Source organism: Clostridioides sp. ZZV14-6154 (genome assembly GCF_020657785.1).
Lineage (GTDB): Bacteria > Bacillota > Clostridia > Peptostreptococcales > Peptostreptococcaceae > Clostridioides.
The window spans coordinates 52456-76806 of record NZ_JAGWCY010000001.1 but is presented as its reverse complement, the minus strand read 5'-3'; the positions used below and the strand labels follow the sequence as shown (position 1 = coordinate 76806).

Genomic DNA, 24351 nt, shown 5'->3' with positions numbered 1-24351 from the left:
CCTCCTTCATTCTTCATTATTTTACAGTAGTTCCTATATTTTCACCTTTTACTGCTCTTATTATATTCTCTGTTGTAAGCTCAAATACCTTTATTGGAATCTTATTATCCATACATAAAGATGTAGCTGTAGAATCCATAACTTTTAACTCTTTTTGTATAACTTCCATATGACTTAACTCTGTAAATTTCTTAGCATCTGCATGTACTTTTGGATCCTTGTCATATACTGCATCAACATTTTTAGCTAACAAGATAACTTCTGCTTCCATTTCAGCAGCACGTAAAGCAGCAGTTGTATCTGTTGTAAAGTAAGGGTTTCCAGTTCCTGCACCAAATATAACAACTCTTTCCTTTTCTAAATGTCTAACTGCTCTTCTTCTTATATATGGTTCTGCAATTTGTCTCATGTCTATAGCAGTTTGAACTCTTGTAGCAACGTCTATATTTTCTAGTGCATCTTGTAATGCCATTGCATTCATAACTGTAGCTAACATACCTATATAGTCAGCAGTAGTTCTATCCATTCCTTCGCTAGTTCTACCTCTCCAGAAGTTTCCACCACCTACAACTACAGCCACTTCAACACCTATTTCTTGTATTTTTTTAATAGCAATAGCAATATCATTAACTACATCATTATTTATACCAAAACCTCTTGCTCCCGCTAATGCTTCTCCACTTAATTTTAACAATACCCTTTTGTACATTGGTTTATCCATCAGAAACCTCCTATTTCAATCCTTCATATCCATTTTTTCTATTTTTTAAAAAAGAGAACACCTGCGTGTTCTCTCTTTGGTTATTATTTAAGTTGCTTAGCAACTTCTTCTGCAAAGTTTTCTTCTCTCTTTTGTATACCTTCACCAACTTCGAATCTCACAACTTTAACAACTTTTATATCAGAACCTACTGCTTTAGCAACATCAGCTACTAATTGTTTAACAGTTATATCTGGATTTTTAACGAAAGTTTGCTCTAATAAACAAACCTCTTTTAATTCTTTTTCTAATCTTCCTTTAACCATTTTTTCAACTATATTAGCTGGCTTTCCTTCATTTAATGCTTGTTGAGTTAATACTTCTGTTTCATGTGCTATGTATTCAGCATCTACTTCATCTCTTGAAACGTATTTAGGATTCATAGCAGCAACTTGCATAGCTACATCTTTACCTAATTCTAAAACTTTAGCATCTCTAGCTTCTGTTTCCATTTCAACAAGAACACCTATTTTTCCACCACCGTGGATATATCCAGCAACTTGTCCATTAGTTACAACTTTAGCAAATCTTCTAAAGTCTAATTTTTCACCTATTTTTGCAACTCTATTATTTAAAACTTCTTGTAAAGTTATTCCTTCTCTATGAGTTTCACCTAATAAAGAAGCGATATCTTCTTTATCAGTAGCTAATGCCATACAAGCAGCATCTTTAACGAACACTTTGAAGTCTTCATTTTTAGCAACGAAATCTGTTTCTGAGTTAACTTCTACCATAGAAGCAACTGTGTTATCATCGTTCATTTCTATTGCAACTAGACCTTCAGCAGCAACTCTACCAGCTTTTTTAGCAGCTTTTGATAATCCTTTTTCTCTTAATAAATCTACTGCTTTTTCCATATTTCCTTCAGCTTCTTGTAAAGCTTTCTTGCAGTCCATCATTCCTGCGCCTGTACTTTCTCTTAACTCTTTTACCATTTGAGCAGTTATATTAGCCATTTTTTAAGTTTCCTCCTACTTATTCTATTCCATATTATAAATGGTAAGGGCAACCCTTACCATTTAATTGTCAAATTATTATTCTTGGTCTTCAGCTACTTCTTCTTCAGCACCTTGTCTACCTTCAATTACAGCTGTTGCCATAGCACCAGTTATTAATTTTACGGCTCTTATTGCATCATCATTTCCTGGTATAGCAAAGTCTAATTGTTCTGGATCACAGTTTGTATCAACTATACCAACTACTGGTATACCTAATCTGTGAGCTTCTTGAATAGCTATGTTTTCTTTTCTTGGGTCAACTACGAACATTGCACCTGGTAATTCAGGCATGTCTTTTATTCCACCTAAGTACTTTTCTAGTTTTTCTTTTTCAGCTCTTAATTTTATAACTTCTTTTTTAGGAAGAACGTTAAATACGCCTTCTTCTTCCATTTTTTCTAATTCTCTTAATTTATTTATTCTAGTTTTTATAGTTTTGTGGTTTGTTAACATTCCACCTAACCATCTTTCATTAACAAAGTACATTCCGCATCTTTCAGCTTCATCTTTTATCGCATCTTGAGCTTGTTTCTTAGTTCCTACGAATAAGATTGGCTTTCCTGTTTCAGCTACTTCTTTAGTGAACTTGTAAGCTTCTTCAACTTTTTTAACTGTTTTTTGTAAGTCGATTATATATATTCCATTTCTTTCTGTGAATATATACTTAGCCATTTTAGGGTTCCATCTTCTTGTTTGGTGACCGAAGTGAACACCTGCTTCTAATAATTGTTTCATTGATATTACTGACATATTTACCTCCTGGTTTTATACCTCCAGCTTGATCTTCTCCCTAAAAAACCATGTAATAGGCACCTTTTAAGGATCCCAATGCTGTGTGTGATTTATTTTATTTTTTCACCTCTAGTAGTATATCATAGAGGTGAAAAAATAACAATATTTTTTCCATATTTTCTATTTTTATATTTTTTTGTATATTTTATACCATTTTTTTGAATTTAATTTGCAAATTTCATTTTTAATTTTGTTTTTAATGGTATATTATCAACACTATTATCACTGACTATATCTACACTTCCAAGTAAATCACCTGAGCTAGTGTAATATTTTATAGTACCCATAGTATCACCTTTTTTAACAGGATATTCCATATTTTTAATCTTTACTTCGGATTTTATATTTTCATCATTTTTTAATATTGTATAAAGTTCATTTTTGGCTTTTAAAGTAACCTCTAATTCTTTCATTCCTTTTATATATCTCTTACCAATAAAGCTATCTTTATCAATTACTTTTTTCATATTAAAATTCTCTTTTCCATATTTTAACATGGCCAAAGAAGAAGATATTCTTTTATCTTTATGATTAGCACCTAATACAACGCCTATTACTCTACGTTTTTTCTCATTTTTATCATTCTTATTAACAATCATAGAAAATGATAAACAATAACCAGCATTCCCAGTGTACCCTGTTTTTATACCATCAACTTCAGGTATAATTCTCAATAGTGCATTTGTATTGCTTTTTTCAAAGCTTCTATCTGAGTTTGTATAGGTTTCCATATCAGTTATAGCTGTTACTTGCTTTTCATAATGGTCAAACATGTATTTTCCAAGAATAGATATATCTCTTGCAGTAGATATATTTTCTTTTGCTGGTTTTTTTGGATTACTTAAATCATATATTGGAAGACCATTTGGATTTAAAAAATGGGTATTAGTCATTCCTATTTCTTTTGCTTTTTTGTTCATCCTATCTACAAATGCTTCTTTAGATTTGCAAATATGTTTTGCTATAGCAATTGCGGCATCATTTCCTGATACAATCATAAGACCTCTCATAAGTTCTATAAGTGGCACTTCTTCACCAACTTTTAGTTTATAGCTTGAACCTTTCACTGAAGCAATGGACTTGTCTATCTTTATTATGTCAGTTTCTTTTACTTCTTTATTTTCAATAGCCTCTATTGCAAGTAAAAAAGTCATCATCTTACTTAAACTTGCTAAAGGTACCTTCATATCAGGTTCTTTACCATACAAGACTCTACCTGTTTCTTGGTCTATAAGTATAGATGTTTTTGAGTATTTGTCTACGGATTTTTCATCAGCATATGAATAATTTGGTATTATAAATGCTAGAATCAGAGTTAATGTTAAAATTTTTTTTATTCCGTTTTTCAATTTTTTCACCTTCTTGGATTATTAAGTATATTTATATTTAAATTTTCCCTCTTTAGTCCAATTTATATCTAGTAATTAATACCTATCCATATTTACACAGATATTATCTTATCATTCTCTTAATAATCACAGATGCCCAAATTGCTCCTATTGTAACTCCTAAAAATACTTCTATACCTGCTAAAGCTTTACCAATCAAACTTGTAGCAACCATATCTCCGTATCCTACTGTACTAAATGTAGCCATACTAAAATACCACAAATCTATATACGTTTTAAAAATTTCACTTGCTGAATAATTACCTAAGTTATTTATATTTAAAGTTATAAGTGTACTGTTTGAACTTTCTATACCTACAAATAGATATAATAGGGCAAAACTACTTATTATAGCTATAATCACAAATAATATATTCCATGGTTTTTCTCCATAACCTGTAGTATAGTGCGCTATTTGGTCAAAAAACTTTTCAACTAAATAACTGCTGAGAGTTGGATAATCAGAGCGTTTTATCATTTTACTACTATAAATTCTTTCCTTATAATAGTAAGGTCCTATCATCTCATAATCTCCAATTTTTGTAGCTTGATTTCTAGCTATTCTATAATTTATTTTTCCATGCTTGCATTCACTTTTTCCATACTCCACATTTTTAAGTATAAATTTTGTACACATACTAAAAATTATTCCATCCATTCTTGGAAAATTTTCTACCTTATTAACTACTAAATCAGGCCCTTTAAATTTTACTTTTTCAAATATCTTATCATTTATATATACCTTATTAAACTTTGTTTTATTAAAATCACAATTTTCTAAAAATACACAAGCATTAAAAAATACCTGACCCCTAAAATCTGTATAATTAAAAATAACATTTTTTTTAAAAAGATATTTTCTAAAATTTGCTTCTTGTTTAAATATTGTTTCAGAAAAATTTAATAATTTATAGTCATAAGTTAATATTTCTTCTGCATTAAATTTATTTTCAAATATAAAGCCATTAAATTCATTTATTTCTTCCTTATATATATTGTCCATCATTAGTTTTATATCTTCACTAGATTTATTTTCTTTATGAAAAATACAATATCCAGAAGAATCTGCTTCTCTATGACATTTTTTTCTTTCATCTATTTTAGATATCCATTTGCAATTCATAAATATCCTCCAGTACAAAAAAATTATCACTATTTTGTATTAGTTTGGATATTATTTTATTTTATATACTTAAATACATACAAAATATATATTAAATTGTTTATTTTAAAATTTTCAAGTTATTTCTCATTAGATGAACAGTAAAATTTATCTATACTCAACACCTTTGCTTGTCATCTTCATTAAAGTAGTATAATTACAAAACTACTTATCTTTTCTAAGTAGTTTTGTAACCATATTTAATGCTACTAAGTCATCCATAAATCCTATTGGAAATACAAAGTCTGGAATAACATCTGTTGATATAACAAAGTAAAGCAACATACTTCCAATTAATAAATATTTCTTTATTCCTAATTTTCCTGTACAAAATTCAGCATACATATCTCTCAGCCTATCTGTAAATTGACCTTGTTTTTCTATGGAATCTATTTTTTTACTAAAATTATCAAAAAGTAATTTTTTCCCTTCATCTGTTTGAACATATAACTTGCATTTACTTAACTCTTTCTCAATATTTCCGTTGAAATTTTTATCATTAATTAAATTTGCAAATCCTAGTACATCATCAAAGTTACTAAAATCGCTATCTATATTAAAAATTTGTTTATTATTACTGTTTTTAAATTCATATCCTGATGCTTTTAATAGCTCTTCTAAGTTTACATTTAAGTGTATTGCAATCTTTTCTAGGTGATTTATATTTGGTTTTTGTTTATTATTTGCTATTCGAGATATAGTAGATTTATCAATTCCGCTTTTTTTGCTCAATTCTCCCATTGATGTTGACTTTTCTTTTAATAACGTCTTCAATAGATTACCAAAATTCTCAACCTCACTATGTTGCTCCATTATTTTCACCTGCTTTATTATGTTTGGTTTTATATTATATAATATGAGTTTTTTGTTTTTTAGGTGTTGCAAAATGTTGAAATTTTATCAACACTCTATTGGTTTATCTGTAACAATTTATCTCTTTTTACAATACTATAAATATATAAGTACAAAATTTAAGAGAAAGGATGTTAATCTACTGTGATTGAATCAATTTTATTAGTGACTTCTCTTTGTATAGATGCCTTCGTAACAAGTTTTGGATATGGCGTAAATAAAGTTAAAGTTCCTTTATATTCGAATATAATTATTAGTGTGGTTTGTTCAGCAATTTTGGCAATTTCACTTTTTGCAGGTACAATAGCCAGAGACTTCTTACCTCAAAATATAACAATGTTAATATGTTTTTTAATTTTATTTTTATTAGGAAGTGCTCGATTAGTTGAGAGTTTCTTTAAATCTTATTTTAAGAAAAAATCCATACATTCAAAAGATTACAAATTTAATATGCTAGACCTTAAATTAAATTTTAATGTCAGTGTTGAACCTGATACTTTAGATACAAATAAATCTAAAATTCTTAAATCTGCTGAAGCATTTACACTTGCACTTGCTTTAAGCTTAGATGGATTAGCTATTGGATTTGGGAGTGGTCTTGTAGGTGTAAATTATATACAAGTTATCTTGTTTTCTCTAATTTCAAATGTAATAGCAGTATCATTTGGTTGTTTACTAGGAAATGTATTTGTTAAAAATATAAATCTAAATTTATCTTGGTTAAGTGGTTTGATTTTACTAATTATTGGATTTATGAAAATATGTTAACAAAAAGGCTATCTTAAAATTTTATTTTAGATAGCCTTTTTATATATATTTTAAAAGATAAAAACTTCTATTTAAATTTAATTATTATATTAGATAAAAATTGACAATCAAATACCTTTACTAAATTACAAACTTTTCTTATTGCATATTAAGTTTAATATATCCAAGCTGAACTCCCTTTGTGACAGCTTCTAATGAAGAAGATACATTTAGTTTATCAAAAATATTTTGGATATGATTAGACACTGTTCGCTCACTTAAATATAATTGACTTGCTATATCTTTTCTCTTAACTCCATTATATAGAAATTGCAATATTAATTTTTCTCTATCCGTTAGCTCTTCAATATATTTTATTTCATCTGGAAAATAATTATATCCATTTTGAATCTGATTTAATATTTCAATAAATTTATCTGGCTCGATATTTTTATTTATAAAGCCTTTAGTACCCATTTTTTGAGCTTCATACTTATATACAGGTAAATCATAACCCGTTAACATGACTATATTTACTTTAGGTATCATTCTTATAATGTCTTTTGCTAGAGACAACCCATCATTATCAATCTTTCCTAAATTAATATCAATAAGAATTATATCGGGTTTTTCATTTTTAATTATTGAAATTACCTGGGAAATATCTTTAATATAAATAAATTTTTCTATTTCAGTATAATCTTCCAATGCAATTTCTAAGCTTTTTGCAAATAACACATGGTCATCTATTAATAAAATATTTATAATAGTTCTCTCCTTCCATAGGAATTTTTACACTAATACTCAATCCAGAAGCTGTCTTATCAATATTAAGAACGCCATTTAACCTATGTAATTGTTCTTGAATAGATGATAGCCCATTATTTTGATGTCTTATTAAATCATATTCACTTTCCACTCCTACTCCATTATCTAATACCGAAAGAATTATATCTTTATTTTTTTGAATTAGTGAAATTTCGATTTTAGAACAATTTGAATGTTTAAAAGCATTTGTTACTAACTCTTTTAATATACGGTATATAATAAAATTATATGGCTCAGCCAAAAATATATTATCTTCACATGTAAAACAAATTTCTATATTTTTAGATAAATAATTGCCTCTAATCATAACAAACATATTTTCTATATTTTCTTTTAATGTAAGTGTTTTTAATAATATTGGATGATAATTTTGCATTTGGTCACGAATAGATAAATTTAATTTTTCTAATGTACTTACGATTATATATTTGACATCTGGCTTTTCAGATTTTTTCATCATATTTTTAATTGACAGTAAATCTTGTAATATTTCGTCATGTAAATAATTGGAAAAATCCTTTTTAAGTTCTTCCTCATTATATATCTGCATTAGATTATTTATTAAATTACTTTCTTGTACATTAAATTTTTCTACTGAATTTTTATTGCAGATGATATCATCAATATTTGTGCAAATTAAAATAAAATAAAGTAAAGTAAACCAAAATATACAATGTATTATTATAAAACATGTAATTATATTAAGGTCTAATAGTTTTCCAATTCCAACAAAAAATACACTTATTAGAGAAATAAAAATCAATCTTTTTTTACCATTTAGCATAGTAGTTTGTTTTATATCACCCTTATCCTTTATAGCAATATTATGGATACTAAATATGGCTAATGATACAATTAAATACATTCCTAGATTCTCAACATATTCCTGTTTTTTAGCAAAAACTATAGCATATACAAGAAATATAAATAATAAAATAGCTGAATATATAAAATTTCTTTTCTCACACTTTAAAACAAGTATCACAGTCTTTTTATATAAGATAATTAAGAATATAAAGCTTATAAAACTTATAATTATTTGTAATAAATAAAGTAGTGCAAACAGATGATTATCAATAAATTTTGAAACGACTGTCAAAACACACATAAGTTTCAATATAAATTCTAAGCTTTTCTGGTAGTTGTATTTGTAATCTTGAAAGAAAAATACAAATAAGAATCTTACACTTTCAAAAACAATAATGGGACTTAGAAAAAAAATTAATTCAGAAGATATTTTATTGTTATCAAGTAAAAATAAAAAGTACCAAGAAATCAAAACAAGCAAGTTTGTAAATTGTACAAGCACTCTATTTTGTTTCAAATTAATTAATTCAATGTACATTATATCAACAACTATAATAGATACAAGTAAAAGAGTGAAAATGGAAATACTTTTAATATTTTTATCATTAAAAAATTCATAAATTAGAAATAATACTATCAATAATTGATTTATTAATATAAAAATCTTTCTTTTATTATAACTGCCTTTGAACATATTAACTCCTTTCTGATAATTAATTATATGATAACATTACATAACTTGTAAATTAATTTATACATACGATGCTTATCTTCTATTTTCCAAATATTTTATAAAATTTTTAATACTATTTTTTAAGTACTATTTTATAACAAGAATACTTCGTCAAGACATAATATCCTACATATACGAGTGTAAATATTACAATTGCAAATACTATTGGAATTATTACAGGTGTATTACTTCCTAATATATTATCTATTAAAGCAGACTTGTAAGCAATTAATCCAAAGATACTATGTAACATCCCTAATATATATGGTATAGAAAAAAACACTAAAATCTGATTCTTAATTATTTTCTTTATATTTTTTTGACTATATCCTATTTTACTCAATATATTAAAACTGTTTCTATCATAAATGGCATTAGAAATACTGTGAAAATACAACATACTTCCTGTAGCAATAAAAAATATAACAGAAAGAAAGCTAATCAATAAAAAAGTCGAACTACTCTCATGCACAATTTCAAATTTTCTTTGGTAAGCACTTATAAAATATGGATTATCCTTTAATAAATTTTTAAGTTTTTCATAAATTTCTTTATTATCTCTCATACCTTTTCCATCAATACTTATGATAGAATTTCTTGATAGATTATTATATCTAGATATTTCATTGTATAATTTATCTGACACTATTAATGTCCCAATACTATTAGAGAAACTAATTGGATTATTCAATGTAGTATCTTTTATAACTACATCTGCTTTTTTATCTGAATATAAATCTAAATTAAGGATTTTCCCTTTGTCCACATTTTTTTTACTTGGTCTATATTTTACTAATATACTTTCATTATAATCTAGAGGTTTAAAATCAAGTTTTTTCCCTTGTTGTTTAATTAATTCTATATAATCAGACTCTGATATACAATCAAATCCAGAGATTCTTCCTTTATCTTTGCCAATAGAATACTCAATCGGTAAATTCTTTGATGAAGAATTTACCTTTATAATATTTGTTTCATTGTATTTAAAATTTTCTACTAGTTCATAATCTCTTACAGCATTAATAATTTTATCAACATTAATTTTTTCTTCTACCTTAAATTCGATAGCAGAAGGTACTATACGAGAAACTGCTACTACAGGATAATAAATTGATAAAACAGTAGACGCAAATATACATAATGTTCCTGCTGACAGTAAAGTTAATAAAATTAATGTTTTTGCATTAGAACGTATGGAGTAAATAAACTTAGGAATTGTAATAATCTGTATTTCTCTATAAAAATGATTTTTTTTAGTCTTTAATATTCTAATAATATAAGGTAAAAATGAATTTATAAAAAAAATAGTTCCAACAACTACGCAAAGTAAGGTCAATATAGCAATTGGAGAAAATCCAATACTATACCAAACAGAATCCTTTCCTCTAGTCATATCAAAAGCTAGTACATATCCTAATACAAGCATAAAAATACCTATAAAAGCTATCAAAGGTCTTATTCTAATCTGTTTTTCTTCATTTTGCTCTATTTTTACTAAATTAAGAAGAGAATTTCTTCGAATCAATTTCCAATTTGAAAAATATAGTACAAGTAATATAACAATTAAAAATAATAGACTAGAAATAATAGCATTTTTATTAAAAAAGAGTATCTTTGAACTATCTATATTTAAATTTAATGAATACACTATTATATATATAATAAACTTATGTAATAATGAGCCAGTTAAAATACCTATAATAAAAGCAATTATACAAATAAATACATTTTCTATCATAACTAATTTTAATATATTTGATTTTCTATATCCCATCAAGGTGTATATGCCAAGCTCTCTCATTCTACGTCTTATAAAAAATCTATTTGAGTAAAGCATATAGAACAATACAAATGAAATTATAAAAATTGAAATAGTTTTTGTCATAGTTTCGACTCTTCCATCAGATGAAATTTTATTCATTATAATATCATTCATAGAAAAAGATACAAAACTAAAAAATATCATGAGTATAAAAGCTACAGAAAACAAATACAATGAATAAAACGAAAAGTTTTTCTTAAGATTCTTTTTAGCAATGTTATATATATTCATTTTTATTACCTCCTTTTAATGTATATTAATATATTTCTTCTAGTTTAGTGGTCTTACTAACTATAGCTTCAAAGAAATCTTTATGATTTTTTTCATTTTTTTGAAGTTCATCTATAATTTTACCATCTCTAAAAATCAAAATTCTATTACAAAAACTAGCTACATAAGCATCATGCGTTACCATCAATATAGTAGTTTTTAATTCTCGATTTACATCACTTAGTGTTTTTAGTAACTCATTTGCTGATACTGAGTCAAGTGCTCCAGTTGGTTCATCTGCAAGTATTATAGATGGTTTTTTTATAATCGCTCTTGCTGCAGCAACCCTTTGACATTGACCACCAGATAACTCATTTGGATATTTATACAAAATTGAATCTATTCCAAATCGTTTTGTCAATAACTTGATAGAATCTTCAATTTCACTTGGTTGCATATGTTTTAAAGTAAGTGGTACAGCTATATTTTCAAAAACATTCAAACTGTCAATCAAAAAGTATTCTTGAAATATAAATCCAATATTATCCTTTATAAAATCTGCAGTAGAGTTATTATTTAATTCTTTTAAATTTACACCATTAATTACTATCTCACCACTACTTACACTATCTATTGTAGATAATACGTTTAGTAAAGTTGTTTTTCCAGAACCTGACGCCCCCATAATTCCAACAAATTCACCACAATTCACCTCAAATGAAACATGATTCAAACTTGGCTTTTTATTTTTACTATAAATCTTTGTTACATCTTTTACAGATAATAGAACATCCATATTTATACCTCCTTTAATATTATTTCATCTATGTTTAAAGTATAAATTTTTACACACAAAAAAACATGAGTAAAATACGCAAAAATAATCGCATTTATTACTCATGTTTTGTAAAATAATTATTTACATTTTAAATAGTCATTTGTGTTTTTATATTTGTTTTCTATTTTCTTTAATTTCTTTTTGAATCTGTTTAAGAGCTTTTTTTGAACCTCTCTGAATGTCTTTTTCCAATTTTCTATCTTTAAAACTAGTAAACAATGAATTTAAATCATATCCTTCAGGATATAACTCTTCTGCTTTTATACTAAGTTCTAATCTTTTTATATTTACTAATACAAAATTGTCTTTAAATAATACTTCTACATTATTAAACTTATCTCTAGGTTTATACACAACTCCAAAGTCATTTTCATCCAATAATTTTACTTTATCACCTGTATCATACTCTGTATAATGGGAAATAAATTCAATATTATCTTTATTTTCAGTATTGGATTGTAATTTACTTCTCTTAACTAAATCTAAATTGTAGTTTCTATCAGTTATATATTCTTTAGCTCTACTTAATACCTTATTTTTTATTCCCATTTTTTTAGAAATAAAAAGAGCATTACTATCCTCAGATTTTCCTATTGTTAACTTATATAATGGTTCTAAAGTTTCTTTATCAAACATCATACCTGCATTTTCAAATTCTGGATGCAAGTTAGCAAACTTTTTTATCTCACCATAATGAGTTGATGCTATTGTTATACATCCCATACTATAAAACTCTTCTAGTAATGATATTGCTAGTCCTGCTCCTTCATTAGGTTCAGTTCCACTACCTATCTCATCAAATAAAACAAGTGTAGAATTATTTGATGAGTTCATAATTTCTGCAATATTTTTTATGTGTGATGAAAAAGTACTTAGAGCATTTTCAATACTTTGATTATCTCCTATATCTACAAATACTTTTTCAAATACACTTAGTTCACTGTCTTCTTTAGCAGAAATATCAAGTCCACATTGAACCATCAAAGTTAATAGACCAACAGTCTTAAGAGTTACAGTTTTTCCACCTGCATTAGGTCCTGTTATTACAAGACTTCTATAATTTTTACCTATTTCAAAATCTAAAGGTACTACATCTCCTGTTAAAAGTGGGTGCTTACCTTTGATTATTTTTATATATCCATTGTTGTTTATTTTTGGAGTAATACCATTTATTTTTTGGCTATATTTAGCTTTTGCAAATACCATATCATATTCAGAAAGTATTTCTATATTTAACTTTATCTGAACTATTTTATCAAATATAAGCTCTGTTAAATAAGATAATATCTTGTATTCTTCAATAGTCTCATCGGCTTTTAACATAGTCAATTCTGTACTTAAATTTGACACACTTATTGGTTCAACGAATACAGTATTTCCTTTTGATGAAGTATCTAATATAGTACCATCAACTTCATTTTTATAAGAAGATTTAATCGGTATTACATATCTATCATTTCTTTTACTTATTATAAACTCTTGTATATACTTTTTGTTTATACTTGATGTTATAAACTTATTTAATCTATCTTTTATTTTTCCTTCTGTAATTTCTATATTTCTTCTTACCTTTTTTAATTCTTTACTTGCATTAGAATCAACTTTGTTTGATTTTATGCAGTAGTTTATCTCTTCCTCTATGTTTTTACATTCTGTTATATTTAAAGCATAAGAACTTAATGTAGGCGAATAAAATTCTTTGTCTAACATAAAAGCTTTCATCTTCCTACAACCTCTTAAAAAATCCTCTATATTTACAAGTTCAATAGGTTCTATTATCATTCCTTTTTCAATTTTATCTATTGTAGAACCTGCATTAAACAATCCTTCAAGTGGTATATGATTACTGTTTTCAATTATTTTTCTAGCTTCTTTATTTTCTTTTAATTTTCTTCTTACTACTTCAATATTTCCACTAGGAGTTAATTTGTCTATTAGATTTCTTCCAAGTGAACTTACACAATGTATTTTTATTAATTCTTTAACTTCATTTAATTGTAGTCTTTCAATTGTATTACTATTCATTATTTTACTTTCTCCTTTATTTATAAGTCATGAATTTTAAATAACTATTCCACTTACTTTTATAATAATTATTTGTAATCGACTTAATAAATAAGGAATTATTATGCATTAAACTCCTTATTTATTAAGAAGTCTAACCCCGGACTCACTAATGTTAGTATTTTTTTTCATAAAACACTGCTCCTTTTCTATTTTCAATTAACTATTTTAGTCACTTTAACATTATTTCATAAATTATATCCTAGTGTCAATATAAATAAATTTATTTATCTTTTAACATAATAAAAAACCCTATAATGCTCACTATTAAAACAAAAATAATGCTTATTCTTTCATTTATATCCATAATTTCTTATAGAGTCTAATTTTATAAAGATTACACATCATAGAGTTCATCTCTTTAAATTATCATACCTAAAAAAATATAAAAAACAGCTGATAGTATCAAAACATTCTTATATGCTTTAACAAAATCAGCTATTTTTAATTTAATATATTTTTAATTTTTAAAATTACCCTTTATAAGTAATTAGTGGTTTCATAGTTGCCACTACTTGAATAAGTTTATATTCTATCAAACTTTCAATAATTTGTTCTATATTTTTATATGCTTCTGGAGCTTCTTGAAATAATAAATTTATATCATTACATAGAATATAGCTTTTAAATTTAGTTTGTTTTATAGTGTCTTTATTATACTTGTTTTTAAGACGAGATTTACAAATTGAACGAGACCATTTTCTACCAGCTCCATGTGATAGAGAATATAAAGACTGTTCTGTATTTTCAGTAGGCATAACTATATATGATAGACTTCCTCTTGAACCAGGTATAATTACAGCTCCTCTTTCACTTGAAACAGCACCTTTTCTATGTATGAATTTATCTTCTCTTTTTTCTATAAAATTATGATTTATAGATAATATTTTTTCAATATTTCCAGATATACCTATTGATTGCATAATTTTTTTGCTAACAATTTCACGATTGCGCTCTGACCAGATTAAAGCTTTATCATGATTTATCATATAATCTCTTTCTTTTTCACTTCCAACTTCAATACCATTTTTGTTGTAGAACTTTTTAAGTATAGTTTCTCCATAATTTCTTGACCCACAATGAACTAACATCATTATGTCATCAGATGAAAATCTTAATTGCTCAAATTTTTCTTTATTGTGAATTTCATTTACACATTGAAATTCTATAAAATGATTTCCACTTCCAATAGTTCCCAAATTTGATATTGGACATTCCTCTTCATGTGGATTCATTATTTTTATATCAGATAAATCTTTAATTTCAGAAAGACGTTTAATCCATCTATCTTTTTTAAATTTCTTTTTGGAGATTCCAGTTTTAAATAAAGTCATTCCACAACCTATATCATTTCCAATTATATGTGGATAGATAATACCTTCAGTTTCAACTGCTAGACCCACAGGTATTTTACCTGCATGTAAATCAGGCAATCCTACTATTCTTAAAATTCCATTTAATTTTGAAATATCTTCAAGTTGTCTCTTTGCTATATCTTCAATCCAACACTTGTTATTTGCTATTACTTTTATTTCACTCATACTTTGCTCCTTTTTAATATACTCCTGCCTTTAAAAAGTAGCAAAAAGCTGTGACTTTTAGCCACAGCTTTTTTATTTTTAAACTACAAAAGCAGGTGGCTATTTGTTAAAATACTCTTAAACGTTTAATACCTCATCATTTTTTGCTAACATAATAACCACTTCCTCTCATAATTAAAACAATACTAAAATTTTAATCTATATGTATATTATTTATAGACATTTATTTTAAAATGTACAATATATAATTTTTATATTATAGAACCTATAATAATCATTGAAATCATAACTATTGCTAAACCAGCAACAACAATTTTTTTATGTAATTTTCTTCTCACTTTACTTTTATCTTCTTTTTTGACCTGAACAATTTTTTTTGGTTCTTCTTCTACTTTATCTTCAACCTCTATATATGCTTTTTCATACATTACCTTGCTAAGGTCAACAATAATATCATTAGCTCTAGTATACTTATTATTTCTACCAAGCAGCCTTTTTATAACATTTATAAGTTCTATATTTCCATTAATTGCTCTTATACTATTCCAGTCTAGTCCTTTATCAATCAATTGTAACATCTTTTCTTCTGAATTTGCTTCTCCAAAAGGTAATTTCTTAAATATAGACTCAAACAAAATAAGACCTGTTGCGAAAAAATCACTCTCTCTATCAGTATAGTTTATACATAGTTGATGTGGGCATAAATACTTTCTATTTCCATAGCTTCTTGTATTAACCCCATTATTTGCTCTTGTAATTCCAAAATCACAAATTTTAATATTATATTCTGTATTCACCATTATACTACTTGATTTTAAACTGCCATGATATGAATAATTTCTATGTATCATTTCTAAAGCCTTTAAAACTTGTATCATTATATTTATAATTGCTTCTAGATGAAGATAATTACCTAGAATTAATTCATCTAGGCCAATACCATCAAAGTCTTCGCTTACAATATAATACAATGTTGTTTCTTCTGTACAATGAATCCCAACATCAATTATTTTTAGTATATAAGGAGAGTTTATTTCATCTAAAGCAGTACTTTCATCAATTAAATTTGATACAAAATCTTCACAAATATAGTTATTGTGTTTTATAACTTTTATCAACACATTTTTTCTGTAAAAAACATCCCTAGCCTTATAGATTTTGTTAATTTCTAAAACGTCATCAGAATTTACTACCTCATACCTATTGCCTATAAAATTCAACCCTGTCACCTCCTCATACATTTTATATAACTAAATCTATTTATAATTATACCAATATATAGGAATATTTTCTATATATTAATGATTCTAATATCAAAACGACAATTAATAAGTCTACTCTTATACAAAAAACAAGAGAGTTCTCAACTCTCTTGTTTTTTGTATCAATTCAATATTAATCTAAAAAATAATCTATTTTTTCAATTCTTTATAAGAACTATTTGATATATGTTCTCTTTTTATGACTTTCCCACTTGAGTCTTTATACACTCTATATGTAGAATATTTATCTTTTCCAGTGTTTTTTACTTCTATAGATATATTTGGTTTGTCACCAGAATTGCCATATACTATAGATGATACACTTCCTCCACCTGCATAATTTTTAATATATACGGGATGGTTATATGGATTTTTAAATTTTAAATTTAATCCTCCATCACTTACTGTAGCATCTCTACCTCTTGGCACATAAGTAGATGCAGATGAGTGATTTGTAACTTGTGTTATTTCCATACCTGAAAGGAGAGCTGCATTATAAACTGTTGAAGATGTTTGACAAACACCTCCACCTGCTGATTGCTCTAATTTCCCATAAACTATAACTGGTGCATCTTTGTAACCATTAGCTTTATTGCTAGGCCCTGTAAGTTTATTATATGAAAATTCTTCACCTGGCATTAGTAAAACATCACTAGTTTTTCTTGCTGACAATGCCACATTATATGCTCTACCTGATACAGATTGAGAATATGTTGTTGAATATTGGCCTATAACAGAATTCACAGATTTTACTTGTTCTGTTGTTATATCTGGTTTTTGAAGATTTACTTTTAGTTCTAAAGACTTGTACTCTTTATTTTTTATCATGTTGTATATAGATTCTTTATTTGATGCCAAGTCAAATTCTCTACCTACAACAGACTCTGTGTAATTTAATCCACCACTTCCAACACTAATTGAAGCATTTTTCATTTTAACATTGATACTATCAGCTACTGAAGATACTTGAGCACTAAGTTTTGCCTCATCATATCCAGATTCTATTTTTAGGGCTAGCTTATTTATTCTTATATCGATATACTTCTTTAAGTTTTGAAAGTAAGAACCTTTTTTTGTACTCTCATAAGCATTTTTTACAACTTCTTCTGTGTTATATTTTAAATCAATATCATTTGGAGATATTTTATAATCTTTTCCATCATAAGTAAGATTCAGGTCTTCTGGAGTATACTTATCTGTTATAGCTTTTAATGCTTCTTCTTTGGTCATATCAGATACATTTATATCTTCTATATATACATTTTTAGCTATTTTCCCATTATATAGAAATTTGTTGTTAAAAAAATAAGTAGACACACCTATTGCTACAGCTAAAACTGCTAATACTATTATGAAAGTTCGTTTTTTTTCTTTTCCTAATTTTGAAACCCTTGTTGTACTTCTGCTCATAAATTCACCTCATTTTAACACTAACTTAATTTATCTTAATTTTGCTTATTAAAGTTTCCCTTTCAAAACTACTTTAGATTATATTTGAATAGCTTTTTTTAAACAAGGCATTTAAGCAAATGTAACTTTATTGTAAATTTATGTCTTATAATTAGATTTCTTTTTGACACTTTTTAATTATACCTTAATAAAAAATTTACCCCTTATTTACGAATATTGATTAATCTACATTAAAAATTAAATATATCCTATTACTGGATAATGGTCTGATAAATAAATCTTTTCTACTATATATCCTTTTAGTTTAGTTTTTCTATCAGCAAAAATATAATCTATCCTAGAATTTGACTTTTCAAAGGTTGCTAAGTGAGATTTATTTAAACAAACAGCCATATCATTAAACATATCTAAAGAGATATTTTTTTCATTGAAATCACCACATAAAACAACAGCCCCTACTAATCTATTTCTGTAGTCTATTATTTCATCTAGTTGCTTTGTCCTCTCTTCTCTATCTAAACCTAAGTGTGTGTTTATAATATTTATAATTCCTCCATAATCATCTACAGTTATACAAAGTGCTCCTCGCTGTTCTTTTTTACTAGTTAAAAAAAAATGATTATTGTTTAATATTTTTAATTTTGTAAATGTACAAATTCCATATATCATATTTACCTTTTTTACATTTGTGGCAAATACACCATCCATATTTAAAACAGCCTTTAAAGCTAAAAATTGAGGGTATAGTACTTCCTGCAAACAAACCACATCACAATTTAATTGTTTTAAATACATTCCCATTTTAGGTAATGTCAATTTATTATTTGAATCCATACCTTTATGAATATTGTAGGTTACTATTTTCATTAATATCACCTCTTATGCAGTATTATGCCCTTGAGATTTAAACTCATTTATTTTTTAGTCTATAAAACACTGTACTGCTTTCTAAAAGTCAAGTAATCACAGATTTTATCACAAAAAACCTAACTTAAGTATTTATATTCTACATAAGTTAGGTTTTACAAAATTTTATAGTATTTATAATTTTATGCATTTTTAATGATGATTCTCCTTTTTTATTTTTTTCAATTTGCCTTCACTTACAACAAATAAAAATCCCATCTTTTTATATATTTCATCTAATTCAATTAAAGTCACTTCACCATTTTTTAAATTTGTTAATGTTATATCTTGTATTTTTCTTGATGGAATTATCATAAGTTATCAACACTCCTTTAAATTCTTTTTATCTTTATATTTAAATATATTTATGTATTGTTATATATATTCATAAATTATTAAAATAATTTCAAAAAACATCCGTTCTGCAAACATTCGTTCTATATGCTTATTATACATCATACAAACGTTCGATTCAATATAAAAATTAAATATATATCACTATTGGTAAATTTTACAATATTATTCACTAAATATGTCAAAATAGCTTTTTGAAATAACTTATTTTGTCAAATAAAAAAAGTTATTTCGATAAAAGTGTACACTTAAATTGAAATAACTTTTCTGATATGAATTATTTAGCTTTATACTATAGTTTCATTAAGCTAACATATGTAATATTTGAGTCACTATAAGAGCACAATAAGTTCCTATAACATTTCCTAAAAGCCCCATAAGTACACCTACTGGAATTAATACCGGATTATGAACCCCAGCAATCATTGGTGCTGTAGTTACACCACCTATATTAGCTATACTTCCTACCTCACAAGTAAATAAGTCTAATTTAAATAGTTTTGCAAGTCCTATAAATGAAATAGCATGTACAAGAACTACTACTAATCCAAACATTATGTAAACAGGAGCCTCTGATAGTCCAAAGAAATTTGCTTTACTTCCTGTTGCTGCAAGAAGCAAGTACATAAATACATTTCCCACTAATGTACTTCCTTTAAGTTTTGATATCTTAGTCATACCTAACAGTATTGATACTGTAGATGCAACAAGCACTACCCACATAGTCTCATTAAGTATACCTGAAGTTGGAAGTATCTTAGATACAATCTGTGCAAATGCTGCAACTCCAAATCCAACAGACAATAAAGTCATAAGTTCCACAAATGTAGGTGCTGTATTATCTTTATTTTCTTTCTCAAGCTTTGCTGTAACCTCATCTATAAAACTTGTATCACATTTTGTCCATTTGTTGAATTTAGGGCCAAATTTTACAGACATTAGACAAACAGACATCCATACTGTATATCCTATAGAACCCATAAGTATTGCATAGCTAAGCCCTTCTTCTGCAACACCTAGAGCATTAGCTGCTGCAATCATATTTGATGAACCACCTATCCATGACCCAGATGCTGCACCAAGAACTTTCCACGAATCTGCACCCATTGAACCTTTAAAAATTATAAAAGCTATGATAAATCCAAGCATAAATGTCAATGTAGCGCAGAAAAATGATAATAACATTTTAGGTCCCATTTTTAATATTTTTCTTAAATCACATTGAATTAATAAGAATACTAACATTAATGGTAGAAAATTTACTGTTATTATATTCTGATATATACCAACTTCTTCATTTTGTGCAAATAAACCAAATGATGCAAGTATAGCAGACCCTAAATAAATTAAAAGCATTGGATTAATAACATCAAATATCTTCCATTTTAATTTATCAACCATGTAAAAAATGCCACCTACAAATACAACTAAAAAACTACAAAATACGAATCCGTTTTCAATCACATTATACACATCCTCTCTTTTCCTAAGTGATTCAGATTTTTTATAATTCCTAATAAAAATTTTTCTCAGAATAATCCAAATAATTAAAATAAACTTTTATATATATATTTAGCTAATTAAATACATATATAACCAACTATTTACATATATTAATAAAGGTTTACAGATTAATTACTTTAAAAACGAATAATCTGAATTTAAAATCTTTTTCAACAATTATTTTATTACTAAAATCTTTATTTGTAAAGAGAATTAAACTAAATATCTCATTTATTTGTTTTTATTTGTTTATTTGTTTTTTATTTATTTTTATTATTTATACAATAAAACTATTTTTAACTTAAACCTATATAATATAAATTAATTTTACCTTATATATTATTTTTTTTAATAGATTTAGAAATTTTTCTTTCAAATACAGTTTTCAGAACATTCGTATTTATGTTATAATTTGTATGAATATATATTTTTTAGGAGGAAATAATATGAACTTAAATTTAACTAATACTATAAATTTAATGAAGAAGTATCTTGATATACCAAGTCCAGCTGGATATACTGAAAATGCAGTTTTAGAAAGCAAAAAGGATTTTGAAACTTTAGGTCTTAATACTACTCTTACAAAAAAAGGTGCACTTATAGCTACTCTTCCTGGTGAAGATGATTCAAATCAAATAACAATATCTGCACATATGGATACACTTGGTGCTATGGTAAAAGAAATATCACCAGATGGTACTCTTAAATACCATAAAGTTGGTGGTGGTTGTTGGGCCGCTATAGAGGGTGAAAATTGTACTGTTATAACTAGAAAAGGTAAAAAAATCAGAGGAAGTATTGTGTTTAAATACGCTTCTACTCATATATATGGACAGACAAAAGCTGCATCTGAAAGAAATGAAGAAACAATGATTATTAGACTTGATGAAAAAGTATTTAATAAACAGGATGTTTTGGATTTAGGAATAAGTGTTGGAGATTTTGTATGTCTAGACCATCGTTTTGAAGCTACAGAATCTGGTTTTATAAAATCTAGATATATAGATAACAAAGCAGCTGTAGCAATGGTTCTTGAAATAGCTAGATACTTTAAGGAAAACAACTTAACACCTAAACATACTACTAACTTCTATATAAGTAATTATGAGGAAATTGGACATGGTGTCTCTAAAGCTTTACCTGAAAAAACTAGAGAATTTGTAGCAATAGACATAGCACCTACTGGGCCAAGTCAAACATCTAGTGAACATGGTGTGACTATAGTTGCAAAAGATAACTTATCTCTATATGATTTTAATTTAAGAAATAAACTTGTAGATGTTGCAGAAGATAATAATTTAGATTATGCTGTTGATGTATTTACTTTTTATGGTTCAGATGCTTCAGAGGCTATTCGTTGGGGAGAAGATGTTCAAATAGCTTGTGTTGGCCCTGGAACAAATAATAGCCACCACTACGAAAGAACTCATATAGAAGCAATTGAAAATACTCTAAAACTTCTTATAAATTATATGCTAAAAAAATAATTAACTATATATTTTATTAAAGTCATTTCTTTGTAAATAACCAATTTTTATTTTTATTTTTATACAAAAATTGGTTTTTCTATAGACTTAATTTCGATTTACTACTATTATATAAGTAACTTCAATTTTCTTTAGTTAATTTTTATATGATTCACACAAATTGTATAAAAATTTTCTTTAGTTAATTGTTGTTAAAATAAATTTTACAAGCTAACCCTACCAGAAAAGAGTTATCTAATCTGTAAGGAAATAGTTTAATATAGCACATTATAATTGTGTAATTAATAACTTTTCTTTTGTAGAAACTTTTCTTTAAAAAGAAAAGTTTTTTGATTTTGGATTTGTTTAAAAACATATTTTCTGAGTTAGGAGGATATTTATGAAAAAGGTTGCGGTTATAAGTGCTATTTTGGAAGAACCAAAAGAATGTCAGCTTAAATTTAATGAAGTTGTATCGACTTTTAAAGGCATTATTAAAGGTAGAATGGGAATTCCTTGTGAAGAAGAGGGTGTCTCAATTGTATGTATAGCAGTTGTTGGCGAAATGGATATTATCAATAGTTTGACTGGTAAATTGGGAAATATACCTCATGTATCTGTAAAAACTAGTATATCAAAAAAAGAAATTTAAGGTGGTGAGTACAAATGAGTCTAAATTCTACTCCACAATCAATAAGAGTACATATAGGTCTCTTTGGCAAAAGAAATGCAGGTAAATCTAGCGTAATAAACGCTATAACAAATCAAAGTGCTGCAATAGTATCAGATATTGCTGGAACTACTACAGACCCAGTATTTAGACCAATGGAAATCCTTCCTATAGGACCTTGTGTTCTTATAGATACTGCTGGTCTTGACGATGTTGGTGAGCTTGGTGAGCTTAGAATAAGCAAATCATTAGATATTTTAGAAAAGACAGACATAGCTTTACTAGTAGTGGATTGCCAAATTGGTGTGTCAAAAGAAGATTTATCACTAATTGAAAAGTTTAATGATAAAAATATACCTCATATTTTAGTACTTAACAAGATTGATACAATTAAAAATCAATCTGAAATTTTAAGCTTAACTAAAAATAAAGTTAAATGTCCAGTTGTTTCTGTCTCATCAACAGATAAAATTGGAATTGAAGATTTAAAAAATGAAATAATAAAGGTTTTGCCTAAAGATAGTAATGAGTTTAAATTGGTATCAGATTTAATTGAGCCAAATGATTTAGTTGTCTTAGTCGTTCCAATAGATAAGGCATCTCCAAAAGGTAGGCTTATACTTCCTCAACAGCAAGTTATAAGAGATATTTTGGATACTGGAGCAATTTCTATAGTTACAAAAGAAGATAACTTAAAAGAAACTCTATCTAATTTAAGTAAAAAACCTAAGCTTGTTATTACTGACTCTCAAGTATTTCCACAAGTGGATAAAGATACTCCAAAAGATATTCCTCTTACATCTTTTTCTATATTGTTCGCTAGACAAAAAGGAGACCTTAAAGAATTAATTGATGGTGCCTATGCTTTAGAAAATTTAAAAGATGGTGACAAGGTCTTGATGGCTGAAGGTTGTACTCATCATAGACAAACTGATGATATTGGAACAGTTAAAATCCCTAATATGATTAGAAAGAAAACTGGTAAAAATATTACTTTTGAATTTAGTTCTGGAGTATCCTTCACTGAAGATATAACTAAATATGCACTTGTAGTTCATTGTGGAGCTTGTATGATGAATAGAGCTGGAATGTTATCTAGAATAGAAAAGGCAAAATCTTTCAATGTACCTATCGTAAACTATGGTATTTTAATAGCATATACAAAAGGTATTTTAGAAAGATCACTTGAACTTTTCAATTACTAAAAATTTAACTATATTTAATAAATACATATTTAG

At 26.6% G+C, this 24351-nt stretch carries 21 protein-coding genes; 4 read left to right on the top strand and 17 right to left on the bottom strand.

The window, feature by feature from the left end:
• Positions 1-16 precede the first annotated feature (16 nt).
• From pyrH to KGF45_RS00300, 6 genes are all read right to left on the bottom strand, one after another.
• A complete protein-coding gene (pyrH, locus tag KGF45_RS00325) occupies positions 17-721 on the bottom strand; it encodes a UMP kinase (RefSeq protein WP_227829506.1) in 705 nt (234 codons plus the stop codon).
• An 83-nt stretch (positions 722-804) separates the two neighbouring features.
• Positions 805-1716, bottom strand: coding sequence for a translation elongation factor Ts (tsf, locus tag KGF45_RS00320; protein ID WP_021384993.1), 912 nt, complete (start codon positions 1714-1716; stop codon positions 805-807).
• A gap of 78 nt (positions 1717-1794) precedes the next feature.
• Complete coding sequence (gene rpsB / locus KGF45_RS00315; RefSeq protein WP_003424537.1) at positions 1795-2508, bottom strand: 30S ribosomal protein S2; 714 nt, start codon at positions 2506-2508, stop codon at positions 1795-1797.
• Positions 2509-2714: 206 nt separating this feature from the next.
• On the bottom strand, positions 2715-3899 hold the full coding sequence (locus tag KGF45_RS00310) for a D-alanyl-D-alanine carboxypeptidase family protein (protein ID WP_227840977.1): 1185 nt from the start codon (positions 3897-3899) through the stop codon (positions 2715-2717).
• Between the two features lie 103 nt (positions 3900-4002).
• Entirely contained in the window at positions 4003-5061 is a 1059-nt protein-coding gene (locus KGF45_RS00305; protein WP_227829507.1) for a potassium channel family protein, read from the bottom strand.
• A gap of 204 nt (positions 5062-5265) precedes the next feature.
• Positions 5266-5913 (bottom strand): helix-turn-helix domain-containing protein, encoded by a 648-nt coding sequence (locus tag KGF45_RS00300; RefSeq protein WP_227829508.1) that lies wholly within the window; start codon positions 5911-5913, stop codon positions 5266-5268.
• A gap of 183 nt (positions 5914-6096) precedes the next feature.
• Between KGF45_RS00300 and ytaF the strand changes: the two genes are divergently transcribed.
• Positions 6097-6720 carry a sporulation membrane protein YtaF gene (gene ytaF, locus KGF45_RS00295; RefSeq protein ID WP_227829509.1) on the top strand — a complete coding sequence of 208 codons (624 nt, stop codon included), beginning with the start codon at positions 6097-6099 and terminating at the stop codon, positions 6718-6720.
• Positions 6721-6858: 138 nt separating this feature from the next.
• Here ytaF and KGF45_RS00290 read toward each other — a convergent pair whose 3' ends face one another.
• From KGF45_RS00290 to KGF45_RS00240, 11 genes are all read right to left on the bottom strand, one after another.
• Complete coding sequence (locus KGF45_RS00290; RefSeq protein WP_304521140.1) at positions 6859-7437, bottom strand: response regulator transcription factor; 579 nt, start codon at positions 7435-7437, stop codon at positions 6859-6861.
• A 4-nt stretch (positions 7438-7441) separates the two neighbouring features.
• The gene (locus KGF45_RS00285; RefSeq protein ID WP_227841577.1) at positions 7442-9028 is read right to left on the bottom strand and encodes an ATP-binding protein; all 1587 of its coding nucleotides are present in this window, start codon (positions 9026-9028) and stop codon (positions 7442-7444) included.
• Positions 9029-9140: 112 nt separating this feature from the next.
• Positions 9141-11120 (bottom strand): FtsX-like permease family protein, encoded by a 1980-nt coding sequence (locus KGF45_RS00280; RefSeq protein WP_227841576.1) that lies wholly within the window; start codon positions 11118-11120, stop codon positions 9141-9143.
• 25 nt (positions 11121-11145) lie between these two features.
• Entirely contained in the window at positions 11146-11895 is a 750-nt protein-coding gene (locus tag KGF45_RS00275) for an ABC transporter ATP-binding protein (protein ID WP_227829512.1), read from the bottom strand.
• 150 nt (positions 11896-12045) lie between these two features.
• A complete protein-coding gene (locus KGF45_RS00270) occupies positions 12046-13962 on the bottom strand; it encodes an endonuclease MutS2 (protein ID WP_227829513.1) in 1917 nt (638 codons plus the stop codon).
• Positions 13963-14474: 512 nt separating this feature from the next.
• Positions 14475-15542 carry an RNA ligase RtcB family protein gene (locus KGF45_RS00265; protein WP_227841575.1) on the bottom strand — a complete coding sequence of 356 codons (1068 nt, stop codon included), beginning with the start codon at positions 15540-15542 and terminating at the stop codon, positions 14475-14477.
• A 251-nt stretch (positions 15543-15793) separates the two neighbouring features.
• On the bottom strand, positions 15794-16771 hold the full coding sequence (locus KGF45_RS00260) for a protein kinase domain-containing protein (RefSeq protein ID WP_227829565.1): 978 nt from the start codon (positions 16769-16771) through the stop codon (positions 15794-15796).
• A gap of 183 nt (positions 16772-16954) precedes the next feature.
• Entirely contained in the window at positions 16955-18214 is a 1260-nt protein-coding gene (locus tag KGF45_RS00255) for a VanW family protein (protein ID WP_227829515.1), read from the bottom strand.
• Positions 18215-18451: 237 nt separating this feature from the next.
• Positions 18452-19081: an endonuclease/exonuclease/phosphatase family protein gene (locus tag KGF45_RS00250; RefSeq protein ID WP_227829516.1), complete on the bottom strand. Its 630-nt coding sequence runs from the start codon at positions 19079-19081 to the stop codon at positions 18452-18454.
• A 192-nt stretch (positions 19082-19273) separates the two neighbouring features.
• Positions 19274-19435: a hypothetical protein gene (locus tag KGF45_RS00245; RefSeq protein ID WP_227434804.1), complete on the bottom strand. Its 162-nt coding sequence runs from the start codon at positions 19433-19435 to the stop codon at positions 19274-19276.
• A 342-nt stretch (positions 19436-19777) separates the two neighbouring features.
• The gene (locus KGF45_RS00240) at positions 19778-20938 is read right to left on the bottom strand and encodes a DUF819 domain-containing protein (RefSeq protein WP_227829517.1); all 1161 of its coding nucleotides are present in this window, start codon (positions 20936-20938) and stop codon (positions 19778-19780) included.
• A gap of 485 nt (positions 20939-21423) precedes the next feature.
• Here KGF45_RS00240 and KGF45_RS00235 point away from each other — a divergent pair, with 485 nt between their 5' ends.
• The 3 genes from KGF45_RS00235 to hydF all read left to right on the top strand — a co-directional run bounded on the left by KGF45_RS00235 (position 21424) and on the right by hydF (position 24318).
• The gene (locus tag KGF45_RS00235) at positions 21424-22464 is read left to right on the top strand and encodes a M42 family metallopeptidase (protein ID WP_227829518.1); all 1041 of its coding nucleotides are present in this window, start codon (positions 21424-21426) and stop codon (positions 22462-22464) included.
• 379 nt (positions 22465-22843) lie between these two features.
• On the top strand, positions 22844-23095 hold the full coding sequence (locus KGF45_RS00230) for a TM1266 family iron-only hydrogenase system putative regulator (RefSeq protein ID WP_227434807.1): 252 nt from the start codon (positions 22844-22846) through the stop codon (positions 23093-23095).
• A 14-nt stretch (positions 23096-23109) separates the two neighbouring features.
• The gene (hydF, locus tag KGF45_RS00225) at positions 23110-24318 is read left to right on the top strand and encodes a [FeFe] hydrogenase H-cluster maturation GTPase HydF (RefSeq protein ID WP_227841574.1); all 1209 of its coding nucleotides are present in this window, start codon (positions 23110-23112) and stop codon (positions 24316-24318) included.
• Positions 24319-24351 lie beyond the last annotated feature (33 nt).